This window comes from Agromyces excoecariae (genome assembly GCF_051715505.1).
GTDB lineage: Bacteria > Actinomycetota > Actinomycetes > Actinomycetales > Microbacteriaceae > Agromyces.
Genome location: NZ_JBPSLA010000004.1, coordinates 91,544 through 114,669, shown reverse-complemented (window position 1 = coordinate 114,669; position 23,126 = coordinate 91,544). Strand labels below are relative to the sequence as shown.

The 23,126-nt window shown below is 71.7% G+C and carries 19 protein-coding genes; 8 read left to right on the top strand and 11 right to left on the bottom strand.

What is annotated here, in order from left to right; translation table 11 throughout:
- The first annotated feature begins 24 nt into the window (after positions 1–24).
- A complete protein-coding gene (locus ACSJD1_RS05310; RefSeq protein WP_438854271.1) occupies positions 25–831 on the top strand; it encodes a TerC family protein in 807 nt (268 codons plus the stop codon).
- A 29-nt stretch (positions 832–860) separates the two neighbouring features.
- On the opposite strand, the gene ACSJD1_RS05305 is transcribed toward ACSJD1_RS05310, so the two are convergent.
- A complete protein-coding gene (locus ACSJD1_RS05305) occupies positions 861–1,673 on the bottom strand; it encodes an MBL fold metallo-hydrolase (protein ID WP_438854270.1) in 813 nt (270 codons plus the stop codon).
- A gap of 35 nt (positions 1,674–1,708) precedes the next feature.
- On the opposite strand from ACSJD1_RS05305, the gene ACSJD1_RS05300 reads away from it, so the two are divergent.
- From ACSJD1_RS05300 to ACSJD1_RS05285, 4 genes are all read left to right on the top strand, one after another.
- On the top strand, positions 1,709–2,422 hold the full coding sequence (locus ACSJD1_RS05300; RefSeq protein ID WP_438854269.1) for an NUDIX hydrolase: 714 nt from the start codon (positions 1,709–1,711) through the stop codon (positions 2,420–2,422).
- Positions 2,423–2,482: 60 nt separating this feature from the next.
- Positions 2,483–3,037 carry a MarR family winged helix-turn-helix transcriptional regulator gene (locus ACSJD1_RS05295; RefSeq protein ID WP_438854268.1) on the top strand — a complete coding sequence of 185 codons (555 nt, stop codon included), beginning with the start codon at positions 2,483–2,485 and terminating at the stop codon, positions 3,035–3,037.
- A gap of 235 nt (positions 3,038–3,272) precedes the next feature.
- Positions 3,273–4,463, top strand: a complete 1,191-nt coding sequence (locus tag ACSJD1_RS05290; protein ID WP_438854267.1) for a serine/threonine-protein kinase — start codon at positions 3,273–3,275, stop codon at positions 4,461–4,463.
- A gap of 108 nt (positions 4,464–4,571) precedes the next feature.
- Positions 4,572–5,705, top strand: a complete 1,134-nt coding sequence (locus tag ACSJD1_RS05285) for an AI-2E family transporter (protein WP_438854266.1) — start codon at positions 4,572–4,574, stop codon at positions 5,703–5,705.
- A 9-nt stretch (positions 5,706–5,714) separates the two neighbouring features.
- Here the strand turns inward: ACSJD1_RS05285 and ACSJD1_RS05280 are convergent, their stop codons facing one another.
- From ACSJD1_RS05280 to ACSJD1_RS05265, 4 genes are all read right to left on the bottom strand, one after another.
- Positions 5,715–7,145 (bottom strand): GNAT family N-acetyltransferase, encoded by a 1,431-nt coding sequence (locus ACSJD1_RS05280; protein ID WP_438854265.1) that lies wholly within the window; start codon positions 7,143–7,145, stop codon positions 5,715–5,717.
- A 64-nt stretch (positions 7,146–7,209) separates the two neighbouring features.
- Positions 7,210–8,502, bottom strand: coding sequence for a sugar ABC transporter permease (locus tag ACSJD1_RS05275; protein ID WP_438854264.1), 1,293 nt, complete (start codon positions 8,500–8,502; stop codon positions 7,210–7,212).
- The gene (locus ACSJD1_RS05270) at positions 8,499–9,251 is read right to left on the bottom strand and encodes an ATP-binding cassette domain-containing protein (protein WP_438854263.1); all 753 of its coding nucleotides are present in this window, start codon (positions 9,249–9,251) and stop codon (positions 8,499–8,501) included. The genes ACSJD1_RS05275 and ACSJD1_RS05270 overlap by 4 nt, the downstream gene beginning before the upstream one ends.
- A gap of 150 nt (positions 9,252–9,401) precedes the next feature.
- Positions 9,402–10,469: a sugar ABC transporter substrate-binding protein gene (locus ACSJD1_RS05265; RefSeq protein ID WP_438854262.1), complete on the bottom strand. Its 1,068-nt coding sequence runs from the start codon at positions 10,467–10,469 to the stop codon at positions 9,402–9,404.
- A gap of 214 nt (positions 10,470–10,683) precedes the next feature.
- Here ACSJD1_RS05265 and ACSJD1_RS05260 point away from each other — a divergent pair, with 214 nt between their 5' ends.
- The gene (locus ACSJD1_RS05260; RefSeq protein ID WP_438854261.1) at positions 10,684–12,453 is read left to right on the top strand and encodes an ABC transporter ATP-binding protein; all 1,770 of its coding nucleotides are present in this window, start codon (positions 10,684–10,686) and stop codon (positions 12,451–12,453) included.
- 279 nt (positions 12,454–12,732) lie between these two features.
- Here ACSJD1_RS05260 and arfA read toward each other — a convergent pair whose 3' ends face one another.
- The 5 genes from arfA to ACSJD1_RS05235 all read right to left on the bottom strand — a co-directional run bounded on the left by arfA (position 12,733) and on the right by ACSJD1_RS05235 (position 19,230).
- Positions 12,733–14,268, bottom strand: a complete 1,536-nt coding sequence (arfA, locus tag ACSJD1_RS05255; RefSeq protein ID WP_438854260.1) for an arabinosylfuranosidase ArfA — start codon at positions 14,266–14,268, stop codon at positions 12,733–12,735.
- Between the two features lie 161 nt (positions 14,269–14,429).
- A complete protein-coding gene (locus ACSJD1_RS05250; protein ID WP_438854259.1) occupies positions 14,430–15,362 on the bottom strand; it encodes a sugar phosphate isomerase/epimerase family protein in 933 nt (310 codons plus the stop codon).
- The gene (locus ACSJD1_RS05245) at positions 15,359–16,633 is read right to left on the bottom strand and encodes a DUF993 family protein (protein ID WP_438854258.1); all 1,275 of its coding nucleotides are present in this window, start codon (positions 16,631–16,633) and stop codon (positions 15,359–15,361) included. Before ACSJD1_RS05245 ends, ACSJD1_RS05250 begins: the two co-directional genes overlap by 4 nt.
- Positions 16,634–16,635: 2 nt before the next feature.
- Complete coding sequence (locus tag ACSJD1_RS05240) at positions 16,636–17,835, bottom strand: Gfo/Idh/MocA family protein (RefSeq protein WP_438854555.1); 1,200 nt, start codon at positions 17,833–17,835, stop codon at positions 16,636–16,638.
- A 351-nt stretch (positions 17,836–18,186) separates the two neighbouring features.
- Positions 18,187–19,230, bottom strand: coding sequence for a LacI family DNA-binding transcriptional regulator (locus ACSJD1_RS05235; RefSeq protein WP_438854257.1), 1,044 nt, complete (start codon positions 19,228–19,230; stop codon positions 18,187–18,189).
- Positions 19,231–19,427: 197 nt separating this feature from the next.
- Between ACSJD1_RS05235 and ACSJD1_RS05230 the strand changes: the two genes are divergently transcribed.
- Together ACSJD1_RS05230 and ACSJD1_RS05225 are read left to right on the top strand one after the other, a co-directional pair.
- Positions 19,428–20,777: a Gfo/Idh/MocA family protein gene (locus ACSJD1_RS05230; protein ID WP_438854256.1), complete on the top strand. Its 1,350-nt coding sequence runs from the start codon at positions 19,428–19,430 to the stop codon at positions 20,775–20,777.
- Between the two features lie 100 nt (positions 20,778–20,877).
- Positions 20,878–21,939, top strand: a complete 1,062-nt coding sequence (locus ACSJD1_RS05225; protein ID WP_438854255.1) for a DUF2510 domain-containing protein — start codon at positions 20,878–20,880, stop codon at positions 21,937–21,939.
- 15 nt (positions 21,940–21,954) lie between these two features.
- On the opposite strand, the gene ACSJD1_RS05220 is transcribed toward ACSJD1_RS05225, so the two are convergent.
- A complete protein-coding gene (locus ACSJD1_RS05220) occupies positions 21,955–23,124 on the bottom strand; it encodes an MFS transporter (protein WP_438854254.1) in 1,170 nt (389 codons plus the stop codon).
- Between the last annotated feature and the right edge of the window lie 2 nt (positions 23,125–23,126).

Genomic DNA, 23,126 nt, shown 5'->3' with positions numbered 1-23,126 from the left:
GCCGCGCCTCGGGAGAATGGTCGCATGGACTTCTCCCTCGAGTTCACGCCCGACCTGCTGGCCGTGTTCCTGACCCTGTTCGTGCTCGAGGTCGTGCTCGGCGTCGACAACGTGATCTTCATCTCGATCCTCGCCGCGAAGCTCCCCGTCGAGCAGCAGGCGAGAGCCCGCAACCTCGGTCTGACCCTGGCGATGCTGATGCGCGTCGGCCTCGTGTTCGCGGCCGGCTGGATCATCACGCTGAAGGAGGACCTGTTCGAGCTCTGGGGCATGGGCTTCTCGGGTCGCGACCTGATCCTCATCGCCGGCGGCGTCTTCCTCGTCTACAAGGCCGTCACCGAGATCCACCACAAGCTCGAGGGCGACGAGGAGCACACGACCGGGGCCGGCACGGCGACCTTCGGGGCCGTGATCCTGCAGATCCTCGCGCTCGACATGGTCTTCTCGCTCGACTCGGTGATCACCGCGGTCGGCATGACCGAGAACATGATCGTGATCATCACGGTCGTCGTCCTCTCGTTCGGCATCATGCTGTTCGCGGCGCGCTGGATCTTCGCGTTCGTGAACCGCCACCCCACCGTGAAGATGCTCGCGCTGTCGTTCCTGCTCCTCATCGGCGTGTTCCTCGTCGCCGACGGCTTCGGGGTGAAGATCGACAAGGCCCTCATCTACGTGCCGATGGCCTTCGCGATCTTCGTCGAGGTGCTGAACCTCGCGGCGGCCGCCCGCAAGCGCCGGCGGGCGGGCGAGACGCCCGTGGAGCCGGTGCACCTGCACCAGCAGTACGTCGACGACACCGGCACCGCGTTCGAATCCGCGCACCGCGACTGAGCAACCGGTCGCCGGCGGTCGCGGTCGCCTCAGGTGCCGCGCAGGTAGTCGAGCTGGGCCCTGACGGATGCCTCGGCCGCGCCTCGCACGGCTGGGTCGATGTCGGCGTAGACGGCGTCGGTGACCGCCTCGGCGGTCGCGGCGTCGCCGAGTCGCGCGAGTGCGGACCGGACCTGGTCGAGCCGTTCGGCGCGATGCGCGAGGTAGGCGTCGCAGATCGCCGCGAGGTCGGGCAGCGCCGGACCGTGACCGGGAAGCACGGCGACCCGGCCGCCCGATGCGGCGGCCGAGATGCCGATCGTGAGCAGCCGGTCGAGCGACTCGAGGTAGGGCCCGAGCGCACCGTCGGGGTGGGCGATGATCGTGGTGCCGCGGCCGAGCACGGAGTCGCCGGTGAGGACGGCGATCGGCGCGGCGTCCGCCCCATCGGGGTCGCGCAGCGCCACGCACATCGAGTCCGAGGTGTGCCCGGGCGTCGCCAGGACCTCGAGTCGGAAGCCGCCGGCGTCGATGACCTCGCCGTCGGCGAGGGGGTCGGCGCCCCGGCACCACACCCGATCGATCGCCCGGACGGGCGCGCCCGTGAGGTCCGCGAAGGCATCGACGGCGTCGGTATGGTCGGGATGGCGATGGGTGACGAGCACCAGTGCGACGCCGCCCTCGGCGAGGCGCGCGAGGTGCGCGGCATCCGCCGGGCCCGGATCGACCACGACCGCCCCGGTCGCGCCCTCGGCCCGCAGCACCCAGGAGTTCGTGCCGTCGAGCGTCATGGGGCCCGGGTTCGGCGCCCTGACGAGCGTCACGCCGTCGGGAAGCGGGGGAGCATCGGCGGTCTCGGCCATGTCCGAAGTGTAGCCATCGGCGTATCCTGATCGGCATGCAGGGCGATGTCGACTCCGATGGCGAGCCGATCGTCGGGTCGGCGGCGACGGTGGTGATCCTGCGCGAGGGTCCTCGGGGCGTCGAGGTGCTGCTCGGCGAACGCAACCATCGCGGCTCCTTCGCTGGGGCGTGGGTCTTCCCGGGCGGGGCCGTCGACGAGGCCGACGGCGCCGGCGACCCGATCGACTCGGTCGCCGCTGCCCGCCGGGCGGCGGTGCGCGAGACGTTCGAGGAGGTCGGGCTGGAGCTCTCCGAGGGCGACCTGGTCGAGTTCGCGCTCTGGCACCCGCCGAAGGGCGTGCCCAAGCGGATGCGCACGCGGTTCTTCGCGGCGCGAGCGCCCGATTCCGAGGTCCGCCTCGCGACCGATGAGCTGGTCCAGGTCGAGTGGTTCACGCCGACCGAGGCGCTCGAGCACCATGCCGACGGTGCCCTGACGCTCTTCCCGCCGACGTGGGTGACGTTGCACGAGCTCAGGAACGCGACCGACGTGGACGCGGCGCTCGCCGCGCTGGACGCCCACGAGCTCCGGGCATTCGTGGGCAGGTTCGACGACGACCGAACGACGCTCTACTGGCAGGAGGACGAGCACTTCCACACGGACGATCGAGAGCACCGCGCCGTGCCCGACGACGGGCCCGACGCCGACGGCCCTCGTCACCGCCTGATGATGGATCGGCTGCCGTGGGTGTACCTCCATTCCTTCTAGCGCGGGGTTCCGAGTCATTCGCTAGATGATCTAGTAACGAGATCATGTAGTATCAGTTGGATGTCTGACGAGCGATCATCGGGGTTCTGGTATTCCGCCGATCGCACCCGGCGTGGGGTCGCGGTCCTGAATGCGCTGCGCGAGTATCGCGCGGCCGAGGCGGCGATGCGCCGACGCACCCGGTCGGCGATGCGGATGGGCGAGACCGACCTCCTCGCCATCCGCTATCTGCTGAAGCGCGAAGGGGAGGGTCGTGCGGTCAGCCCCAAGGACCTCTCCGCGCACCTCGGGATCTCCTCGGCGTCGACCACGGTGCTGATCGACCGACTCGTCCGCAGCGGGCACGTCGAACGGCGACCGCATCCGACCGACCGGCGGGCGCTCGTCATCGCGCCGACGATCGCGAGCGATGACGAGGTGCGGGCGACCCTCGGCGACATGCATCGGCGCATGATCGAAGTCGCGGAAGGGCTGGACCCGGACGACGCGGTGGCCGTGCTCGACTTCCTGGTGTCGATGCGGGATGCGGTCGACAGCGTGCGCGACGCGGAGGGTGAGGAAGCGCCGTCGGCGCAGGTGACGGCGATGGCGCCGCGGGCGGTCGCCGGCCCCTGACCGGCAGATGGGGGCGATCGGCGATGTGTCAAGCCCGTGGGCCGGAATTGTCGCGCGTGTCGACGTCGCTGATACTTCTTGGAAGGAGTTGTCCGGCGAGATGCTAGTTAGATAAACTAGCGAAAATCGCCACAACACATGATCGACCGTCACGGTCGAAGAGATGAGGCCGCGGATGCACGGGTCGACACCCATCGAGGGGCCGTCCTCGGCCGCAGGTCCAGGTCCTGCCGGGATGCCGGGAGTCGGGGTCCGCACCGACCCGACCCAGCGCGCCGATCCCGCGACTCGGACCGACCCTCGCCACGCCTACGGCGATCCCGCCCTCCGAACCGACCCCGCGGCGATGCCCGTCGTGCCGGCCACGACGCCGCGACCCTCATCGGCCCCGGGCTTCGACGCCCCGGCGTCTAACGAGCCCGAGCCGGTCGGAGAGGGCGCGCCGAGGTACGAGTTCCTCGAGCACATCGGCTCCGGCGGCATGGCCGACGTCTACCGCGCGCGCGACAACGAACTCGGCCGCCACGTCGCCGTGAAGCTCTTCCGTGAGACCGAGGAGACGGTCGCCGACCAGCAGCGGCGCGAGCGCGAGATCAACCTCCTGAGCGGCCTCACGCACGTCGGCCTGGTCCCGGTCCACGACGCCGGCAGGCTCATGCACGCCGGCATCGAGCGGCGCTACCTCGTCATGGAGCTCGTCGACGGACTCTCGCTCGCCCATCGGATCGCCGAAGGGCCGCTGAAGCCGCGCCAGGTCGCCGACGTCGGCGCGCAGGTCGCCGACGTGCTGAGCTACGTGCACGGCCGCGGCGTCATCCACCGCGACATCAAGCCCGAGAACATCCTCGTCAGCGAAGTGCCGACCTTCGGGTACACGCTCATGACCCGCCTCGCGGACTTCGGCGTCGCCCAGTTCGTCGACGGGACCAGGTTGACCGGCCACGGCACCATCATGGGCACGGCCGCCTACATCTCTCCCGAGCAGGCGCGTGGAGAGGACGTGACCGCAGCGACCGACATCTACTCGCTCGGGCTCGTGCTCCTCGAGGCGCTGAAGGGCGAACGCGAGTACACCGGCACCCCGATCGAAGCAGCGCTCGCGCGGCTGCACCGGCCGCCTGCCATCCCCGAGAGCCTCAGCCCGGAGTGGCGAGCGATCCTCGGCGCGATGACCGCCGACGATCCCGCGGTGCGGCCCAATGCGCACGATGTCGCGAGCACCATGCGCGACCTCATCCGGCTGATGATCCTCCAGACCCAGGTGCGCAAGGGTCGGCTGCCGATCTGGGCGCGTGCGAACGGCGGCGCGTCCGACGCGACCGAGCGCCGACGTCGAGCGGCGGGCATCGCGGGGCTCGTGCTCGGGGTGCTCGGGGTCGGCATCGCGATCGCGGTCGGCCTGGCGGCGAGCAGCGGCCTGATCTGATCGTGGTGACCGGGACCGAACGGAGCGGATCGGGCATGCGCGCCCGTCGGGCGATCGGCGCGGCGCGGCGACCGTGCACGCGCCGGTCACGGGCGTAGCGTCGCAGCCATGTGGAGACGCGTGGCCGGAGCCATCCGGAAGCCCGAGCCGGCCGTGCATGCCGAGGTGACCGCCGATCGGGACCCGAGCGCCCCCGAGGTCCGGATCCGCGCCTTCCGGATCGGCTTCGTCGGCGCGATCGGCGTGCTCGTCGCGCTGTTCCTCGGCGGTGTCATCGGGCAGCTCAGCACCGTGATCCTCTACATCGCGCTGGCGCTCTTCCTCGCCCTCGGCCTCGACCCGATCGTGAGCTGGCTTCAGCGCCGGGGCATGCCGCGATGGGTCGCGATCCTCATCGTGTTCGCGTTCGTCATCGGCCTCTTCGTCGGGCTGATCGCGACCATCGTGCCGATCGTCGTCGCGCAGATCACCGAGGTCGTCACGAACTGGAAGCAGATCGTCGCGGACTTCCAGAACAGCGACCTCGTGGCTTGGATCGGCTCGATCACGGGCAGCAGCACGTGGCTGTCGGACTCGATCTCGGCCATCGGCGACTGGCTCGCCGATCCCGCGAACATCGGGGCCCTCACGGGGGGCATCCTCGCGGTCGGCGCCGGGATCGCCGGCGGCTTCACCGGCGCGACGATCGTGCTGATCCTCACGCTGTACTTCCTCGCCTCGCTGGACGCCATGAAGCGCTACGCCGCGCGGTTCGTGCCCGCGTCCTCGCGCAACGGCTTCGTCGACGTGTCGCAGGAGATCACCGGATCGGTCGGCCGCTACGTCATCGGCCAGATCAGCCTCGCGTCGGTGAACGGCGTGCTGAGCCTCGTCTTCCTCACGATCATCGGCGCACCCGCACCGATCCTGCTGGCGTTCATCGCGTTCCTCGGCTCGCTCGTCCCGCTCGTCGGAACGCTCACGGGGGCCATCGTCATCTCGCTGATCTGCCTGGCCGCCTCGCCCGCCACCGGCCTCGCCGCCGGCATCTACTACCTCGTCTACATGCAGCTCGAGGCCTACGTGCTGAGCCCGCGGATCATGAGCCGCGCCGTCGCCGTGCCCGGTGCGCTCGTCGTGATCGCCGCGGTCGCCGGTGGCACGCTCGGCGGCGTGCTCGGCGCGCTCGTCGCGATCCCGGTGGCCGCGTCGCTCATCATCATCGTGGAGAAGGTGATCTTCCCGCGGCAGGATGCCGCCTGACGGCCCCTGTCAGAACCAGATGCTGAGGTGCGGCGCGCGCGGCGACGCGAACATCCGGTCGGCCAGCTCGAGCGCGCCGTTCGAGGACGCCGTGATCCGACCGGCGCGCGCGAGCACCGACGGGCGCACGCCGCCGAGGTAGATCGACGCGAGGTCGCGCACGTCGAGCTTCAGCGAGCGGGGCTCCGCGGCCCGTGCAGCGCTGCGGGAGCCCGAACCCTCGGCGCCGGCGCGGGCTCGGGATCGTTCCCGCTTCGGCGCGGCGGAGGCGTTCGACGGCGCGTCGGCCCCGGCATCCGCCGACCCGTCGGAGCGGGGGACGTGCACCACCGCACGTCCGTCTGCCGACGCGAGCAACGTGTAGCGGCCCGCGGCGTAGCCGAGCGGGTCGTCGATGTCGAGCACGAGCTCCCCGGCGGCGCCGTACCGGCGCGCGCCGAGCGCCGCGGCCGCGTCCACGATGCGGATCCAGAGGTGGTCGGTCACGTCGCACACGGTCACCGCGCGGGGGTCTTCGAGCAGCCACTCGATCGGCTCGTCGATCGAGCGGAGACGCCCTCGGACGCCGGTCACGAAGTCCTGCTCGACGAGCACCCGCCAGAGTGCGCGCTCGGCGTCGTCGGTGGCCGCGGCGAGCACGTCGAACTCGGCCCAGCCCGGCTCGTTCGGCTCGCGCGTGACGCGGAAGGCGGCGAACCCCTGGGGTTGGCCGTGCTCGTCGTCGTAGCGGATGGCGCGCAGCGCGCGCGACGCGTCGGAATCGGGATCGACGAGTCCGAGCATCCGGTCGAGGATGCCGGCCCATCGGTCGATCTCACCGGGGGTGCGCGACACGGCGCGCCGCGAGATCGCCGCGGCCGCGTCGCGGAGCGCCGCCGGCTCGACGAAGTGCACGCGACCGGGCGCGCTCGGCCCGTTCCACTTCGCCCGGCGCCGGTCGATCTCGATCGTCGCAGCCCTCGCCGCGGGTGCGTAGCCGTACCTGCCGTAGATCGTCGCCTCGGTCACGGTGAGCATGGCCACCGCGGCGCCGGCGTGCTTCGCCGCGCGGAGCTCGGCCTCCATCATCGCGCGGGCGATCCCGCGCCGTCGGTGCGTGGGGGAGACCGTGACCGAGCTCACCGCCCACCCGTCGACGCTGCGACCCCCCGGCACGCTGAGGCCGGTCGGCCAGCTCGACACGGTCGCCACCGGCACGTTCGAGTCCGGAACGCCGGGGTCGAAGACGCCGTGGAGCCGACGCTCGCCCATCACGCGCCGCTCGTACCCACGAGTCACCTCGCGCGGGCGCGCGTGGTGGAACCCACGGTGATCCGCGTCGATCCAGCCGTCGAGCGCCGTGGTGTCGCTCGGATCGATCAGGCGGTAGTCGAGTCCCTTCGACGCGAGCGCGCCCTTGGCATCGGGATCAACCGGGATGGAGCTGGGTTCGAACGACACCGATCCAGCCTACCGAGGCTCCCGACGACGAAGCCGGGAGCCCGGGTGAGCGTTGAGGTGCTGCTCAGGTCCGCATCAGCGAGCCGCCCGCCCGCACGCGGGAGACCGCGTCGACCGTGGCTGCGAGGATGAGGACGCCGCCGGTGACCATGAGGTTCACGCCGGCGGGGAGGTTCAACAGGCCGAGGCCGTTGGTGATGACGGCGATCACGAGGGCGCCGATCGCGGCGTGCATGAGGCGTCCGCGTCCGCCGAACAGGCTCACGCCGCCGACGACGGCGGCGGCGACGCCCGAGAGCACGATCTCGCGGCCGGCCGCGGCGTCGATCGACCCGACCTTGCTGATCGAGAACAACCCGGACACCACGGCGAGGGTGGAGCAGACGATGAACGCGGTCCATCGGATCGCCATGACCTTCACGCCCGAGCGGCGCGCGGCTTCGGCGTTGCCGCCGATCGCGTACAGGTACCGGCCGAATCGGGTGCGGTCGAGCACGAACGTGCCGATCCAGAGGATCACGAGCACGATCGGCACGACGATGGGCACGCCCTCGACGACACCGACCGACTGCCCGCGGTTGCGGCTGAGGACCACGATCGCGGCGCCGCCGATGACCGCGATCACCCCGAGCTTGATCCAGACCAGCGCGATCGTGCGGTTGGGGACGCCCGCGCGGGTGCGTCGGGCGCGATCCCAGAACGAGATGCCGGCGGAGATGGCGAGGATGATGCCGAGCATGACCCAGCCGGCCCAGACGGGCATGTTGGAGTTCTGGATGTCGCGGATCTCGGGGATCTGCACCCGGTACAGGCCGCCGGAGCCGATGATCATGAGCGTCAGGCCCTGGTAGCCGAGGAAGAGGCCCAACGTGACCACGAAGGACGGGATGCCGACCCTGGCGACGAAGAAGCCGATCAGCGTTCCGGTGAGGATGCCCGCGGCGAACGCGATCGCGAGCGCGATCGGCCACGCGATCGCGTGCACGTTGACCAGGACGATGAACAGCGCCATCGTCATGCCGCTGGTCACGCCCGCGGAGAGGTCGATCTCGCCGAGCAGCAGCACGAACACGAGTGCCATGCCGAGCATCACGAGCGTCGCGGCCTGGGTGAGCAGGTTCGCGAAGTTGCGCTCGGTGAGGAAGAACGGGCTGAGGAAGCTGAACAGGATGGTCAGCACGACCAGGCCGGCGACGGCGGGCAGGGCGCCCATGTCGCCGTGCTGGATGCGCTGGAGGTAGGCGCGGGCCTGGTCGGCCACCGAGCCCTCCTGCCCCGAGCCGATGAGGTCGTTGACGTCGTTCACGCTCGTGTCGGGCGCGGGACCGGTCGTCTGCGGCGTCTGCGGCGTGGTCATGCGCTGGCTCCCTGCTGGACCTTGGTGCCGGTGATGTACCCGACGACGTCGTCGCGGGAGGTCTGGTCGGCGTTCAGGTGCGCGACCATCTGGCCGAGGTAGAGGACGTCGATGTGATCGGCGACCTCGAACACGTCGGCCAGGTTGTGGCTGATCAGGATCACCGCCACGCCCTGGTCGGCCAGGCGCCGCACGAGGTTCAGCACCTGCTCGGTCTGGGCGACGCCGAGGGCCGCGGTCGGCTCGTCGAGGATCACCAGGCGGGCCTTCTTCAGGACCGCGCGGGCGATGGCCACCGTCTGGCGTTGCCCTCCGGAGAGGCTGGAGACCTTCTGCCGGACCGACTTGACCGTGCGCACCGAGAGGGAGCGGAGCGTGTCGGAGGCCTCCTTCTCCATCAGGCCCTCGTCGAACGTGCCGAACTCGGTCTCCTCGCGGCCGAGGAACATGTTCTGGACGATGTCGAGGTTGTCGCACAGCGCGAGGTCCTGGTAGACGACCTCGATGCCGAGCCGGGAGGCGTCGCGCGGATGGTGCAGCGACACCGACTCGCCGTCGAACCTCACCTCGCCTCCGTCGTAGGGCTGCACGCCGGCCAACCCCTTGATCAGGGTCGACTTGCCGGCGCCGTTGTCGCCGACCAGTGCGGTGACCCGGCCGGGGTAGGCCTTGAGGTCGACCCCCTTCAGCACGCTGACCGGGCCGAAGCTCTTCACGACCCCGCTCAGTTCGATCAATGGCGCGTCCATGGGCGTTCCTTCCGACATCGTCGTCGTCGCTCCCAGCGTGGCACGCTCGACGCCGCGGCGGGAGAGGGAATTGGTCCCGGGTCGCGGCAGCGCGCCGCGACCCGGGACGGATGGATGATGCAGCCGGCTAGCGCCGGCCGTGACCGATCGTCACTGGATGCCGTACTCGGTGCACTTGGCCTCGACCTCGCCCTGGCAGAGCTCGGCCGGGTCGGCGTCACCGGCATCGACCACGTCGATGACCTCTTCCGGTCCGACGAGCTGCGGGGTGACCGCGAAGTACGGCGTGCCGTACGGGTCCTCGAGACCGGGGTCGTCGGGCGTCTCGCCGTTCAGCAGCTGCACCGCGAGGTCGACGGCGGCCTCGGCCTCGAGCTTGACCGGCTTGTAGACCGTGGCGGTCTGCTTGCCGAGCAGCACGTTCTGCAGGCCCGCGATCGAGGCGTCCTGGCCGGACACCGGCACGACGAGGTTGTTCTTGTCGAGGACCGTGATGACGCCCGCGGCGTTGGTGTCGTTCGCGACCCAGACCGCGTCGACCTTGCCGTCGAGCGAGGTCAGCGCCTGCTCGAAGTTCGTCGCGGACTTGTCGCCGTCCCACACGCCCGGCGGCTCGGCGGCCGGCGTGATGCCCTCGGCCTCCATGACCTCGACGGCACCGTCGTGGAACATCTTCGCGTTGTTGTCGGACGGGTCGCCGCCCATGTAGACCACGACCGCCTCGGCCGGGTCCTTGCCTGCGGCCGCGAGGCCGTCGAGGATCGACTGGCCCTCGAGTCGTCCGACCTCGACGTTGTCGAACGACACGTAGTAGTCGGCGCCCTCGATCGAGCGGTCGTACGCGATGACCGGGATGCCCTCGGCCGTCGCCTTCTCGGCCACGGCGGCGCCGGCGCCGTTGTAGTCGACGAGCAGCATCACGCCGCAGCCCTTGCTGAGCTGCTGGTCGGCGATCGTGGCGTACTTGTTCGTGTCGCCCTGCGCGTTCTGGATGTCGGTCTCGAAGCCGGCGTCCGAGAGTCCCTCCTCGAGGTACTTGCGGTCGAAGTTCTCCCAGCGCGGCGACGACGCCGCATCCGGCAGGATCACGCATGCGCGTGCCGCAGCCGCGTCTCCACCACCTGATCCACCACCGGAATCACCGCTCGAACAGGCCGCCAGCAGCAGCGCTGACGCGCCCGCGACTGCGACGGCGGAGACCAAGGATGTCGTTCTCATGTCTCTCCCCTAGCAAGGTGAGGTCGACCCCTCCGGGTGTCACCGTCATCATCGGCGGTGGCACGGGCCATATTCCTCCTTATCGCCAGAGGCCCCAACAATTGTTGGTAACGCTTCCGTAACTCCCGGCATTCGGGGCGGAGAGCGCTCCCACCCGTTCGGGGGACGTCGCCGAGGACTGGCGGGCGGCCCCGAACAGCGGCAGAATCGGACCATGCATGGGCAAGCGCTTTCCGAAATCGAGCGGGCCATCGACGGACGACGGCCCGGACGCTCGGTGCTGCGGCTGCTCGCCATGCATCGGGGTCGCGTCGCGGCATCCGTCGCTTTCTTCGCCCTGAAGGACACCCCGCTCTGGCTCATGCCCGCGGTCACTGCCGAGATCATCGACGTGGTCGTCGCCGGCGGTCCGCTCCGCGAGCTCGCTCTGTGGGCGGGCATCGCGATCGTCGCACTCCTCCAGAACTACCCGAACCACGTCGCGTACACGAAGCTCTTCATGGGCGCCGTGCGCGACATCGGCCGCGACCTCAGGAACGCCCTCGCCGCACGGCTCCAGGCGCTCTCGATCGGGTTCCACACGCGCTCGAACTCGGCGATCGTGCAGACCAAGGTCGTGCGCGACGTCGAGAACATCGAGGTCATGCTCCAGCAGACGGCGCATCCGCTGCTCTCGGCGACCATGGTGCTGATGGGCGCCATCGTGATGACCGCGACCAACGTGCCGCAGTTCCTGCCGGTGTACGCCCTCGCGATCCCGCTCGCGGTGCTGCTGCGCGCCATCCTGAACCGCCGCAGCCGGGTGCGCAACGAGCGCTTCCGGCTCGAGGTCGAGCAGTTCTCGGCGCGCGTCGGCGAGATGGCGACCCTGCTGCCCATCACCCGGGCGCACGGCCTCGAGCACGTCGCGGTGGATCGCGTGGCGACCGGGGCCGAGGGCGTGCGCTCGGCCGGCCTGCGGCTCGACCTGCTCAACGGCCGCTTCGCGTCGCTGTCGTGGGTGACGCTGCAGCTCCTCGGGGTCGGATGCCTCGTGCTCGCCGCCTGGATCTCGATCGCCGGGTGGCTGCCCATCACCGCCGGGCAGGTGGTGCTGCTGAGCTCCTACTTCGCGCTGCTCACGTCGGCGGCCACCGGCCTGCTGATGCTGCTGCCGATCATCGCGCGCGGCACCGAGTCGATCCGGTCGATCGCCGAGGTGCTGCAGGAACCCGACCTCGAGTTCAACGAGGGCAAGCGTGCCGTGCAACGCGTCGACGGCGGCATCCGCCTCGACGGGGCCGAGGTGCGGTACGAGTTCGGCGAGCCGCCCGCGCTGGACGGGATCGACCTCGACGTCCGCCCGGGGGAGACCGTCGCGTTCGTGGGCTCGTCGGGCTCGGGCAAGTCGACCCTGCTGAACCTCGTGCTCGGCTTCCTGCGGCCCACGCGCGGACGCGTGCTGCTCGACGGCGTCGACACGGAGGAGCTCGACCTCCGCACGTTCCGCCGGTTCGTCTCGGTCGTGCCGCAGGAGTCCGTCCTCTTCGAGGGCACGATCCGCGACAACATCGTCTACGGACTCGGTGAGGTCGCGGACGAGCGCGTGCTCGCCGCGCTGCGCGACGCCAATGCGCTCGAGATCGTCGAGGCGCAGCCCGACGGCTGGGACACCGTCGTCGGCGAACGCGGCGCACGACTCTCGGGCGGCCAGCGGCAACGACTCTCGATCGCGCGTGCCCTCGTGCGCGACCCGCGCGTCCTGATCCTCGACGAGGCGACGAGCGCGCTCGACCCTGCCTCGGAGGCGAAGGTTCGCGACGCGCTCGGCCGCCTCATGCGGGGGCGCACGACGCTCGTCGTCGCGCACCGGCTCTCGACGATCCGGTCGGCCGACCGCATCGTGGTGCTCGAGCGCGGGCGCGTCGTCGAGATCGGATCGCACGACGAACTCGTCGCGCGGGGCGGACGGTACGCCGAGCTGCACCGGGTGCAGTCGGCGTAGGGGGCGCCGGCTCCCGGCGGCGCTGCGCCGCGCTGCGCGCAGTGCCGAGCCACGGCGGGCCGGTGCCGGCGGGGCGCGCGTCGTGCCGCCGCTCGCTCGGGAGGAACTTCTCGGGCGCGATCGGCGTGTCGCAGGCTCGTGCACGGCGTGTCGGGCGCAACTTCCTCCCGGCGGGTCGGCGGGTCGGCGGGTCGGCGGGTCGGCGGGTCGGCGGGTCGGCGGGTCGGCGGGTCGGCGGGTCGGCGGGTCGGCGGGCCGGCGGGCCGGCGGGCGGAGCCGCTACGCGACCCGGGCCGTGAATCGCACGAGGGCCCACGACTCAGGCGGCAGCGGCACGGTCGTCGCGTCGCCCGCGGTCGAGATCCGCTCGAGCGGGCGCGGTGCGGAGGCGGCGCCGCGCGCGGCGAGGTCGACCGCGGCATCCGTCGACGACGCGCCGCGCACGTTGTCGTCCGCGACGATGACGGATGCCTCGACGAGGCCCACGTCGGCGAAACCCAGGTGTTCCACGACCGCGTCGACCGGGTCGGCCGTGCGGTTCACGAGGATCGCCACGAGCGAGCCACCATCGGCATCCCACGTCACGGTAGCCGAGAGGCCGGCGACCTCGCCGTGCGTGTCCGTCGGGAGGATCGGCCCGTCGACGCGCGCGTCGAGCGCGACGCCCCGCGCGTGCGCGGCGGTGAGCGCGATCGGATGGAACGTGGTCTGCTTCCACGCGTCGCCGCCGGGCTCGGTGAGCATCGGCGCGATCACGTTCACGAGCTGCGCGAGGCACGCGATCGCGACGCGGTCGGCGTTGCGGATGAGGGTCGCGAGCAGGTCGCCGGCGACCACGGCGTCGAGCCCCGAGTACACGTCCTCGATGAGTCGCGGCTGCTCGAGCAGCTCGAGGTGGTCCTCGCCCGCGAACTCGTCGATGTACCAGACGTTCCACTCGTCGACCGAGAGCTTCAGGCGCTTGGCGGAGTGGCGGCGTGCGGCAACCGCGTCGGCCGTCGCGACCACCTCGTGCATGAAGGCCTCGAAGGATGCCGCCGAGCCGAGGAACGACGCCCGGTCTCCGCCCCGCTCCTGGTAGTACGCGTGCACCGAGATGTAGTCGACGTCGTCGAACGTGTGCTCGAGGACCACGCGCTCCCACTCGCCGAACGTCGGCATCTCGCGGCTCGACGACCCGCACACCACGAACTCGATCGACGGGTCGACGCGCCGCATGGCCTGCGCGGCCTGGCTCGCGAGCTTGCCGTAGTCGTCGGCGGTCTTGTGGCCGATCTGCCACGGGCCGTCCATCTCGTTGCCGAGGCACCAGAGCTTGACGCCGTACGGCTCCTCTGCGCCGTTCGCCCGGCGACGGTCGCTCCACGCGGTGCCGCCGGCGACGTTGCAGTACTCGACGAGGTTCGCCGCGGCATCCGCCCCCCTCGTGCCGAGGTTCACGGCCATCATCGGCTCGACCTCGGCCTTGCGCGCCCAGCGCATGAACTCGTCGGTGCCGAACGTGTTCGGCTCGATCGTGCGCCACGCGAGGTCGATGCGCGTCGGGCGACCCTCGACGGGGCCGACGCCGTCCTCCCAGGAGTAGTTCGAGACGAAGTTGCCGCCGGGGTAGCGCACGAGGCTCGTGCCGAGCGCGCGCGTGAGCTCGATGACGTCGCCGCGGAACCCGTCGTCGTCGGCCGTCGGGTGCCCGGGCTCGAAGACCCCGGTGTAGACCGCGCGGCCGAGGTGCTCGACGAACGATCCGAAGATGCGCCGGTCGATCTCGCCGACGACGAAGGACGGGTGGACGGTGATGCGGGCGGTCTGCGTCATCGCGGTGCTCGGCTCTCTGCGGGTTCGGCGGTTCGGTGGGCGGGTGCGGCGGTTCGGGGTGCGGCGCCGCGTTCGCTCGTCGGAGACGCGTCGCCCCGATCGGTCGCATCCTCGGGATCTTCGACCGGTCGGGGCGACGCGGCGGGGGCAGGCGGCCGGCGTCAGCCGGCGGGGGTCGGGGCGGATGCCGCAGCAGGTGCCGCGGCGGGGGCGGGCTCGGGCACCGGGGCGGCCGCGAGGTGCGGCGCCACGATGCGGTCGAACGATGCCGCGGTGCGCGCGACGACCTCAGCGTACGGCGTCGCCCAGATGTCGGCGTTGAAGAGCTCGACCTCGATGTCGCGGTCGTAGCCCGTCGCCTCGACCGCCCGGGTGAACGTCGCGAAGTCGATCACGCCGTCGCCGGGGTAGTGGCGGGAGAGCAGCACGTCGGCCGGGAGCGGGGCCTTCCAGTCGCACACCTGGTAGCTCGCGATGCGACCCTCGCGTCCGGCGCGCGCGACCTGGTCGAGCACCTCCGGGTCCCACCAGACGTGGAACGTGTCGACCTCGACGCCCACGGTCTCCGGGGCGAACGGTGCGGCGAGGTCGAGCGCCTGCTTCAGCGTCGACACGACGGCGCGGTCGGACGCGTACATCGGGTGGAGCGGCTCGATCGAGAGCTGCACGCCCGCGGCCGCGGCATCCGGAACCAGCTCGGCGAGGGCGTCGGCGACGCGGGCCCGCGCGCCGACGAGGTCGGTCGAGCCCTCCGGCAGGCCGCCCGCCACGAGCACGAGCACCGACGTCGAGCCGGTCGCACCCGCGGCGGCGAGCGTCGCGGTCTCCTCGATCGCGCGGCGGTTGTCGTCGATCGACGCGCGACGCTCCGGACCCTCGGGCATCGTGAAGAAGCCTCCACGGCAGAGGCTCGTGAAGCGCAGCCCCGAGTCGGTGAGGCGAGCGGATGCCTCGGCGAGGCCGACCGCGGCGACCGGCTCGCGCCACAGGCCGATGGCCTGGTACCCGCCGGCGGCGGTGACGTCGAGCGCTTCCTGCAGCGTCGCGTGCTTGATCGTCGCCTGGTTCAGCGAGAGGCGGGGGTGCGCGCTCATGCGTGGACCGCCTGCGGCGTCGCGTCCGCGTCCGCGTCGGTGCCGCGGGCGACGGCGGTGGCGGCATCGGCGGCTTCGTCCGCCGGAGCGGGTGCCGCGGCATCCGTCACCGTCGTGTCGACGCCGTTGATCGTCAGGAGCTCATGCCAGCGCGCGGCCGCGAGCTCCGGGCGCTCGAGCGCGCCCGAGGCGTTCGCGAGCTCGACGATGCGCGAGAGGTGCGGGAGGCTGCGCGCGGCGTGCAGGCCGCCGACCATCTGGAACGCGGCCTGGTGGCCGTTGAGCCACGACAGGAACGCGACGCCCGTCTTGTAGTAGTACGTCGGGGCGGCGAAGACCTGGCGCGAGAGCTCCTCGGTCGGGCCGAGGATGCGGCGGTACTCGTCGACGTCGTCGCGGTCGAGCGCCTGGATCGCCGCCGAGGCGTTCGGCGCGAGCGCCGCGAACGCGCCGAGCAGCGCGTCGGAGTGGCCCTCGTCGTCGCCCTCGATGAGTCCCACGTAGTGGAAGTCGTCGCCCGTGAACATGCGGGCGCTCTCCGGCAGGCGGCGACGCACGGCGATCTCGGCGTCCGCGTCGAGCAGGCTCATCTTCACGCCCTGCACCTTGTCGCGGTTCGCCTCGATGACCTGGAGGAGCGTTCCGGCCGCGGCATCCGTGTCGGTCGACCCGAAGTAGCCCTCGAGCGCGGGGTCGAACGCGGTGCCGAGCCAGTGCAGCACCACCGGCGCACCCGCCTTCGAGAGCACCTCGCGGTACACGCGGCGGTAGTCGTCGGCGCTCTGCGCGGCGCGCGCCAGGTGGCGGCTCGCCATGAGCACGGCGCCGGCGCCGGCATCCTCGGCGTGGTGGAGCTGCTCGGTGTACGCGTCGATGACCTGCTCGAGCGAGATGTGCTCGTCGTCGAGGTGGTCGGTGTTGACGCCGACCACGAGCGCGCCGCCCGCCGAGGCCGCCTCGGCGGCGCTCCGCGAGATGAGCTCCCGCGTCGCGGCCGCGTCGAGGCCCATGTTGCGCTGCGCGGTGTCCATGGCGTCGGCGACGCCGAGGCCCCACGACCACACGTGGTGACGGAAGGCGAGCGTGGCGTCCCAGTCGATCTCGGCCGGCTGCCCCGGCGTGTTGTCGGCGTGCGCCTTCGGCACGACGTGGGCGGCCGCGTAGGCTACGCGCGAGGCGAGCGGGCGGCGCGGCTTCGCGAACGCCGGCGGCGGGTTCAGCGGGACGGCGCGGGTCGCGCCATCCGCCCCCAGCAGCGTGAGCGTGGTCATGATCAGCGCGCCTCCGTCAGCTCGCTCGCCTCATCGGCGCCGGATGCCGCGGCATCCGCGGCCTCGACGCCCACGTCGAGCGTGACCTCGGGCACGTCGATGCGGCGGCCGGTCTTCGACGACTCGAGGCCGAGTTCGGCGAGCAGCATGCCGCGCGCACCGGCGAGGAAGTCGTAGGTGTTCGGGGCGTCCTCGACGACGTGGCGGATGAAGTCCTCCCACTGGGTCTTGAATCCGTTCTCGAACTCCTCGGTGGTCGGCACCTCGATCCAGTCGTGGGCGTAGTCGTGGTCGTCGGCGAGGTCGGGGTTCCAGACCGGCTTCGGCGTCGCGTTGCGCGGTTGGATCTTGCAGCCGAAGAGGCCGACGACGGCCGAGCCGAGCGTCCCGTCGACCTGGAACTCGACGAGCTCGTCGCGGTTGACGCGCGTGGTCCAGCTGGAGTTGAGCTGCGCGGTCACGCCGCCCTCGAGCTCGAAGATCGCGTAAGCGGCGTCGTCGGCGGTCGCGGTGTACCGCGCGCCCTTCTCGTCGACGCGCTCGGTGATCTCGGTCACGGCCTTGGCGTAGACGGACTCGACCCGGCCGAAGGTGTTCTCCAGCACGTAGTTCCAGTGCGGGAACATGTCGACGACGATGCCGCCGCCGTCCTCGGCCCGGTAGTTCCAGCTCGGACGCTGCGACGGGTGCCAGTCGCCCTCGAACACCCAGTAGCCGAACTCGCCGCGGACGCTGAGGATCCGCCCGAAGAAGCCCGAGTCGACGAGGCGCTTGAGCTTGCGCAGGCCGGGCAGGTAGAGCTTGTCGTGCACGACGCCGTTCTTCACGCCGGCGTCCTGCGCGAGGCGCGCGAGTTCGAGCGCCTCGGCGTAGCTCTCGGCGGTCGGCTTCTCGGTGTAGATCGCCTTGCCGGCCGCGATGGCCTTCGTGATCGCTGCGGAGCGAGCCTTCGTCACGAGGAAGTCGGCGTAGATCGGCCAGCGGTCGTCGGCGAGCACGGCGTCGAGGTCGGTCGAGTAGTGCTCGATGCCGTGCTTGGCGGCGAGGTCGGCGAGCTTCTTCTCGCTGCGGCCGACGAGGATCGGCTCGACCTGCACGCGGGTCTCGCCGTCGGCGAGGAGCACGCCGCCCTGCTCGCGGATCGCCAGGATCGAGCGCACGAGGTGCTGGCGGTAGCCCATGCGGCCGGAGACGCCGTTCATGATGATGCCGATGGTCTTCGGGGTCGTCGCGTCTGCCACGGTGGTTCCTCTTCGGTGCCGGGAGCGGTCGACTGCCCGGACCTCGTGGCCCGGCCGCCGCGCCGCTGCGGGAAAGCGTTTACCCGAGTGTATGGCACGTATCGCGGTTCGCGCAACACCCCGGCGGGTCGATCGGTCTTCGGGAGGAGATTCCGGTCCATCCCCGGCGTGTCGCCGCGCGACTCGCCGGGTGCCGCCGGAAGTTCCTCCCGACGGGGGTGCGCGAGGGGGGCCAGAAGGGTGCGCGGGCGGCGCAGTGCGGCGGCGCAGCGGCGCGGCGGCGCAGCGGCGGGGCGGCGTGCGGATGCCGTGTCAGCCGCGCGGCGGCGTCGACTCGCGCAGCACGACCTCGGTCTGCACCGGCGTGTCGTCGACCGCGCCCGGCTCGTCGAGCGCGAGCCGCAGGGCGCGGCGGCCGACCTCCTCGAGCGGGATCCGGACGGTCGTGAGCGGCGGGGTGACGTCGCGCACCGTGGGGATGTCGTCGAAGCCGGCGATCGCGACATCCGTACCGGGGGTGAGCCCGGCGTCGCGGATGGCCGACATCGCGCCGACGGCCATGACGTCGTTGCCGGCGAAGACGAGCTCGATGCCGTCGAGCCCGTCGTCGATGAGCTGCGTCATGCCCTCGTATCCGCCGTCGCGCGTGAACGCCGATCGCACGATTCGATCGAGCGTGCCTCCGCCCGCCTCGAGTCCGGCGCGGAATCCCGCGAGGCGCTCGTCGGCCGTGCGGATGCCCTCGGCCCCCGTGACCGCGGCGAAACGGCGATAGCCGATCCCGGTCAGCTCGCGTGCGAGCGCCTCGGCGCCGGCGCGGTTGTCGAGTTGCACGGCGCGGAACGCCCCGGCAGCGCTGCTGACGAACGCGACGCGGCCGCCGTTGGATTCGAACGCGTGCAGTTCGGCTTCGAGGGCGTCGTTGTTCGGGTCGTCCTCGCGACGCGAGGCGGCGAGGATCATGACGCGGGGCCGCTGGCCGCGCAGCGTGCGGACGAGGTCGAGCTCGCGCTCGGTGTCGCGCTCGGTCGCGGCCATCGTGACGATGAGGCGTTCGCGATCGGCCTCGCGGACGACGCCGGCCGCCATCTGCGAGAAGTAGGGGTCGGCGATGTCGGCGACGAGGAGCGCGACGGTCGTCGTGCTGCCGCGTGCGACGGCCTGCGCCGACAGGTTGGGGGAGTAGTTGAGCTTCGCGGCGGCGGCGAGCACCCGCTGGCGGTACTCCTCGTTGACCTTGCGGGTGCTGCCGTTCAGCGAGCGGGACGCGGTGGCCAGGGAGACGCCCGCCTCGCGGGCCACGTCGTGCAGGGTCGCGGGCGCGGTGCGCCGGTTCTCGACGGCGTCGTCGGTCATGCGTCCTCCGTATCCGTGAGGCACTCTCGCGAGGCTCTGGCAGGCGCCCCATGCTATCGCCGAGGGCGACGGATGCCGCGGACGTCGCGGCCGCGGGGTGCCCGGATGACGCAATGCTACCGTAGTGAGATAGCGCTTTCCCGGAGTGTTCGCGCGGGGGCGGCATGCGGATGGCAGGACCAGCGAGTGGAGCAGCGATGACGCAGCGGGAACGGTACGGACTCATCGGCGCGGGCAGCCGTGCGGGCATGTACATCGGGGCGATGAGCGGCACCGTGCTCGGCGCCGAGCGCGTGCCCGAGGTCGCCGAGCTCGTCGCGTGGGCCGACGTGAACCCGGGCCGGCTCGACGTCTACGAGCGCGAGGTCGTCGCGGCGGGGCATCCGTCGCCCGCGCGCTACGACGTCGACGACCTCGAGCGCATGATCGCCGAGGAGCGACTCGACCGCGTCGTCATCACGACGCCGGACGTCACGCATGCGCAGTTCATCGTGCGCGCGCTGCGCGCGGGTGCCGACGTGGTCGTCGAGAAGCCGCTGACGATCGACGCCGAGAGCGTGCGTCGCATCGGCGCCGCGATCGTCGAGACCGGTCGCGAGGTCATCACGACGTTCAACTACCGCTACAGCCCGCGCAACTCCACGCTGCGCCGGGTCATCGCCGAGGGTCGCATCGGCGCCGTCACGAGCGTGCACTTCGAATGGGCGCTCGACACCGTGCACGGCGCCGACTACTTCCGCCGCTGGCACCGCGACAAGGCCAACTCGGGCGGCCTGTTCATCCACAAGGCCTCGCATCACTTCGACCTCGTGAACTGGTGGATCGGCGCGACGCCGGTGCGGGTGTTCGCCAGCGGCGGGCTCCGCTTCTACGGCGCCGAGAACGCGGCGGCGCGCGGACTCGGCGAGCGGCCGGTCCGCGGCACGGGAGCGGGCGAGGCCGGCGGGCCCTTCTCGCTCGACCTCGCCGCCGACGCGCGCCTCACGGAGCTCTACCTCGACCAGGAGCACCACGACGGATACCTCCGCGATCGCGACGTGTTCGACGAGGGCATCACGATCGAGGACAACCTCGCGGCGCTCGTCGACTACGACTCGGGCGCGACGCTCAGCTACTCGCTGAACGCCCACGCGCCGTGGGAGGGCTACCGGGTCACGGTCAACGGCACCGAGGGTCGCGCCGAACTCGAGGTGGTCGAGCGCGGCGCCGTGCTCATCGGCGAGGACGGCCGGGTCGTCGTCGACCCGAGCATGCACCCCGACCACTCGCCCGTCGACGAGGTGCGGCCCGACATCGAGCGCCTCGTGCTGCAGCGGCACTGGGAGGGCGCGGAGGTCGTTCCGATCCCCGAGGGCATCGGCAGCCACGGCGGCGGCGACGCCTACCTGCTGCAGCACCTCTTCGACCGGGTGACGGATGACGCGCCCCTCGGTCGCGTCGCCGGCTACGCCGACGGCGTGCGCGCGGTCTCGGTCGGCATCGCCGGGAACCGCTCGCTCGAGACCGGCGAGCCCGTGCGGATCGCGGACCTCGACCTGGGCGCCTGAGCCGCCCGCGGCATCCGCTCGCCCGTCGCTCACGGCCGGGTGCGCCCCGTGGGGCTTAGTACCCGAGCGGATGCGCCGGGGTGCTGGGATCATCGCGACCATGAGCGATCCCACGAGCGCGCCTCCGGGATGGTACGACGACGGGCGCGGACAGCAGCGGTACTGGGACGGCACGCAGTGGACCGAGCACACGGCGCCGCTGCCGGGAGCGCAGGATGCGACACGCCCGTACGACACCGCGGCCCTCGGCGGCGAGGCGTCGCCCGATGCCTCGCCGTACGCCGACACGACGCCGTTCGCGGGGCTGCCGACGAACGGACCGGCCGGATCCGGCGGGGCTCCGCCCGCGGAGTACACGGGCTACGCCGCCTACGGCGGTGCCCCTGGCGCACCGGGCGCGCCGCCCGAACCCGCCGGGACGAACGTGCTCGGCATCGTGGCGCTGGTGATCGCCGCGGTCGGGTTCGTGTTCGCGTGCATCCCGTTCGTGCAGGTCGTGGGCCTCATCCTGCTGCCGATCGCCTTCGTGCTCGCGATCATCGCGCTGTTCCTCAAGGGCCGGAAGTGGCCGGCCATCACGGGCCTGATCCTCTCGGTCGTGGGCGGCATCATCGGAACGATCGTGTTCGCCGTCGTCGCCCTCGGGGTGTTCGGGCAGGTCGTCGATTCGGGTGTGATCCAGGACGAGATCGACCGCCAGCTCGAGGAGGAGTTCGGCGAGCCCACGGGCCCCGCGTCGGAGGAACCCGGCGACGACGCCGCCGAGGGCCAGGTGCTCCGGTTCGGGGAGACGATGGTGTGGAGCAACGGCGTCTCGATGACGGTCTCGGCTCCGGAGCCGTTCACGCCGTCCGACCTGTCGGCCGGCGCCGACCAGGCCGCGAACATCGTGTTCACGCTGACCATCCAGAACGACTCGACCGAGAACGTGCAGCCGGTCGTGTTCTCGCAGCTCTCGTCGGGCGGCACGGAGGCCACGCGCATCTTCGACGTCGGCGCCGAGGGCGGTCAGGTCGGCATCCCGCCGACCACGGCCATCCTGCCCGGCTCGTCGATCACCTGGAACGAGGCATGGTCGGTCGCCGACCCCACGTCGCTCACGATGCAGACGGCGCCGTCGTTCGAGTACGAGGACGTGATCTTCACGAACGAGCCGCAGTAGTCGGGGAACGAGCGTTCAACTCCCGTCGATCGCGGGAGCGTCCTTCGGGTAGGCGAGCAGCATGGCGCCGGACGCGATCCAGACGGCGCCGATCGCGACGATGAGCGCCTCGGCGCCGACGCCCGCCGCGAGGCCGGCGACCGCGGCGCCCGCTGCCGCGGCGGCGGCACGAAGGCCCGCCCCGACCGTGAAGACCTGCGAGCGCAGCGCGGGCGGGCTCTGCTGCTTGCGGATGAGGAGCATCGCGGCGGCGCTCGGGGCCGTGAACAGCCCCGAGGCGCCGATCGCGGCGATCGCCCAGGCCGGGCCGAGGTCGAACGCGGCGACGACCGTGCAGAGCCCGGTCGCGGCGAATCCCCAGCCCATGACCCACTCGGGCGAGCGGCGTGGCGGGCGCCGCGAGTTCCACAGCGCGCCGATGAGGCCGCCGATCGCGAACGACGTGACGATGATCGCGCCCTCGCCGGCGTCGCCCGAGCGGGCGATCGACAACGCGACCGCGGCGATGGCGAGACCGCCGGAACCGAACTGGCTGAGGGTGCCGCTCCACGTGATGACCGCGAGCGGCCGGTGCGTGGCGATGTGCCGGAACCCGGCCACGATCGTTCCGAGGAACGAGGGTCGGTCGTGGGGGGATGCCGCGGCCGGATGCAGCCGCAACGGCACCGTGCCCACCGCGCCCGCGAGCGCGCTCGCCGCCATCACGATCGTCGCGATGCGCGCCGAACCGAGGGCTGCTGCGGCCGCGACCACGGCCGGTCCGGCGACCGCGCCGAGGTTGTAGGCGAGCGCGTCGATCGCGTACGCGCGGCGTTCGTCGGGGATGCCCTCGGTCACGAAGCTCGACAGCCCGCCGAAGACGAACGGCGTCACGGTGCCGGCGACGACCAGTGCGATCGCGACGGCCCACGCGGGCATCGGCCCGAGGAACGCCGCGAACGCGTACGCGGCGGCGATGACGAGACCCGCTCCCGCGACGAGGGCGCCAGGGCGTCGACTGCGGTCGAGCATCGCTCCGGCGATCGGGGCCGCGACGATGCTCGGTCCGAGGGCGGCGGAGGCGAGGAGCCCGCCGACGGCGACGCCGACGCCCTGGTCGACCGCGAGCACGGGGATCGCGATGGTGATCCCGCCGACCGCGAGGCGCGGCGGGGTGGCGGCGACGAGGTAGGAGGCGACGCCCACGC

Bases quoted from the DNA above. Each gene is read 5' to 3' on its own strand.
- ACSJD1_RS05310 (WP_438854271.1), top strand. From the start codon at position 25: ATGGACTTCTCCCTCGAGTTCACGCCCGACCTGCTGGCCGTGTTCCTG.
- ACSJD1_RS05305 (WP_438854270.1), bottom strand. From the start codon at position 1,673: ATGGCCGAGACCGCCGATGCTCCCCCGCTTCCCGACGGCGTGACGCTC.
- ACSJD1_RS05300 (WP_438854269.1), top strand. From the start codon at position 1,709: ATGCAGGGCGATGTCGACTCCGATGGCGAGCCGATCGTCGGGTCGGCG.
- ACSJD1_RS05295 (WP_438854268.1), top strand. From the start codon at position 2,483: ATGTCTGACGAGCGATCATCGGGGTTCTGGTATTCCGCCGATCGCACC.
- ACSJD1_RS05290 (WP_438854267.1), top strand. From the start codon at position 3,273: ATGCCGGGAGTCGGGGTCCGCACCGACCCGACCCAGCGCGCCGATCCC.
- ACSJD1_RS05285 (WP_438854266.1), top strand. From the start codon at position 4,572: ATGTGGAGACGCGTGGCCGGAGCCATCCGGAAGCCCGAGCCGGCCGTG.
- ACSJD1_RS05275 (WP_438854264.1), bottom strand. From the start codon at position 8,502: ATGACCACGCCGCAGACGCCGCAGACGACCGGTCCCGCGCCCGACACG.
- ACSJD1_RS05270 (WP_438854263.1), bottom strand. From the start codon at position 9,251: ATGGACGCGCCATTGATCGAACTGAGCGGGGTCGTGAAGAGCTTCGGC.
- ACSJD1_RS05265 (WP_438854262.1), bottom strand. From the start codon at position 10,469: ATGAGAACGACATCCTTGGTCTCCGCCGTCGCAGTCGCGGGCGCGTCA.
- ACSJD1_RS05260 (WP_438854261.1), top strand. From the start codon at position 10,684: ATGCATGGGCAAGCGCTTTCCGAAATCGAGCGGGCCATCGACGGACGA.
- arfA (WP_438854260.1), bottom strand. From the start codon at position 14,268: ATGACGCAGACCGCCCGCATCACCGTCCACCCGTCCTTCGTCGTCGGC.
- ACSJD1_RS05250 (WP_438854259.1), bottom strand. From the start codon at position 15,362: ATGAGCGCGCACCCCCGCCTCTCGCTGAACCAGGCGACGATCAAGCAC.
- ACSJD1_RS05245 (WP_438854258.1), bottom strand. From the start codon at position 16,633: ATGACCACGCTCACGCTGCTGGGGGCGGATGGCGCGACCCGCGCCGTC.
- ACSJD1_RS05240 (WP_438854555.1), bottom strand. From the start codon at position 17,835: ATGAACGGCGTCTCCGGCCGCATGGGCTACCGCCAGCACCTCGTGCGC.
- ACSJD1_RS05235 (WP_438854257.1), bottom strand. From the start codon at position 19,230: ATGACCGACGACGCCGTCGAGAACCGGCGCACCGCGCCCGCGACCCTG.
- ACSJD1_RS05230 (WP_438854256.1), top strand. From the start codon at position 19,428: ATGACGCAGCGGGAACGGTACGGACTCATCGGCGCGGGCAGCCGTGCG.
- ACSJD1_RS05225 (WP_438854255.1), top strand. From the start codon at position 20,878: ATGAGCGATCCCACGAGCGCGCCTCCGGGATGGTACGACGACGGGCGC.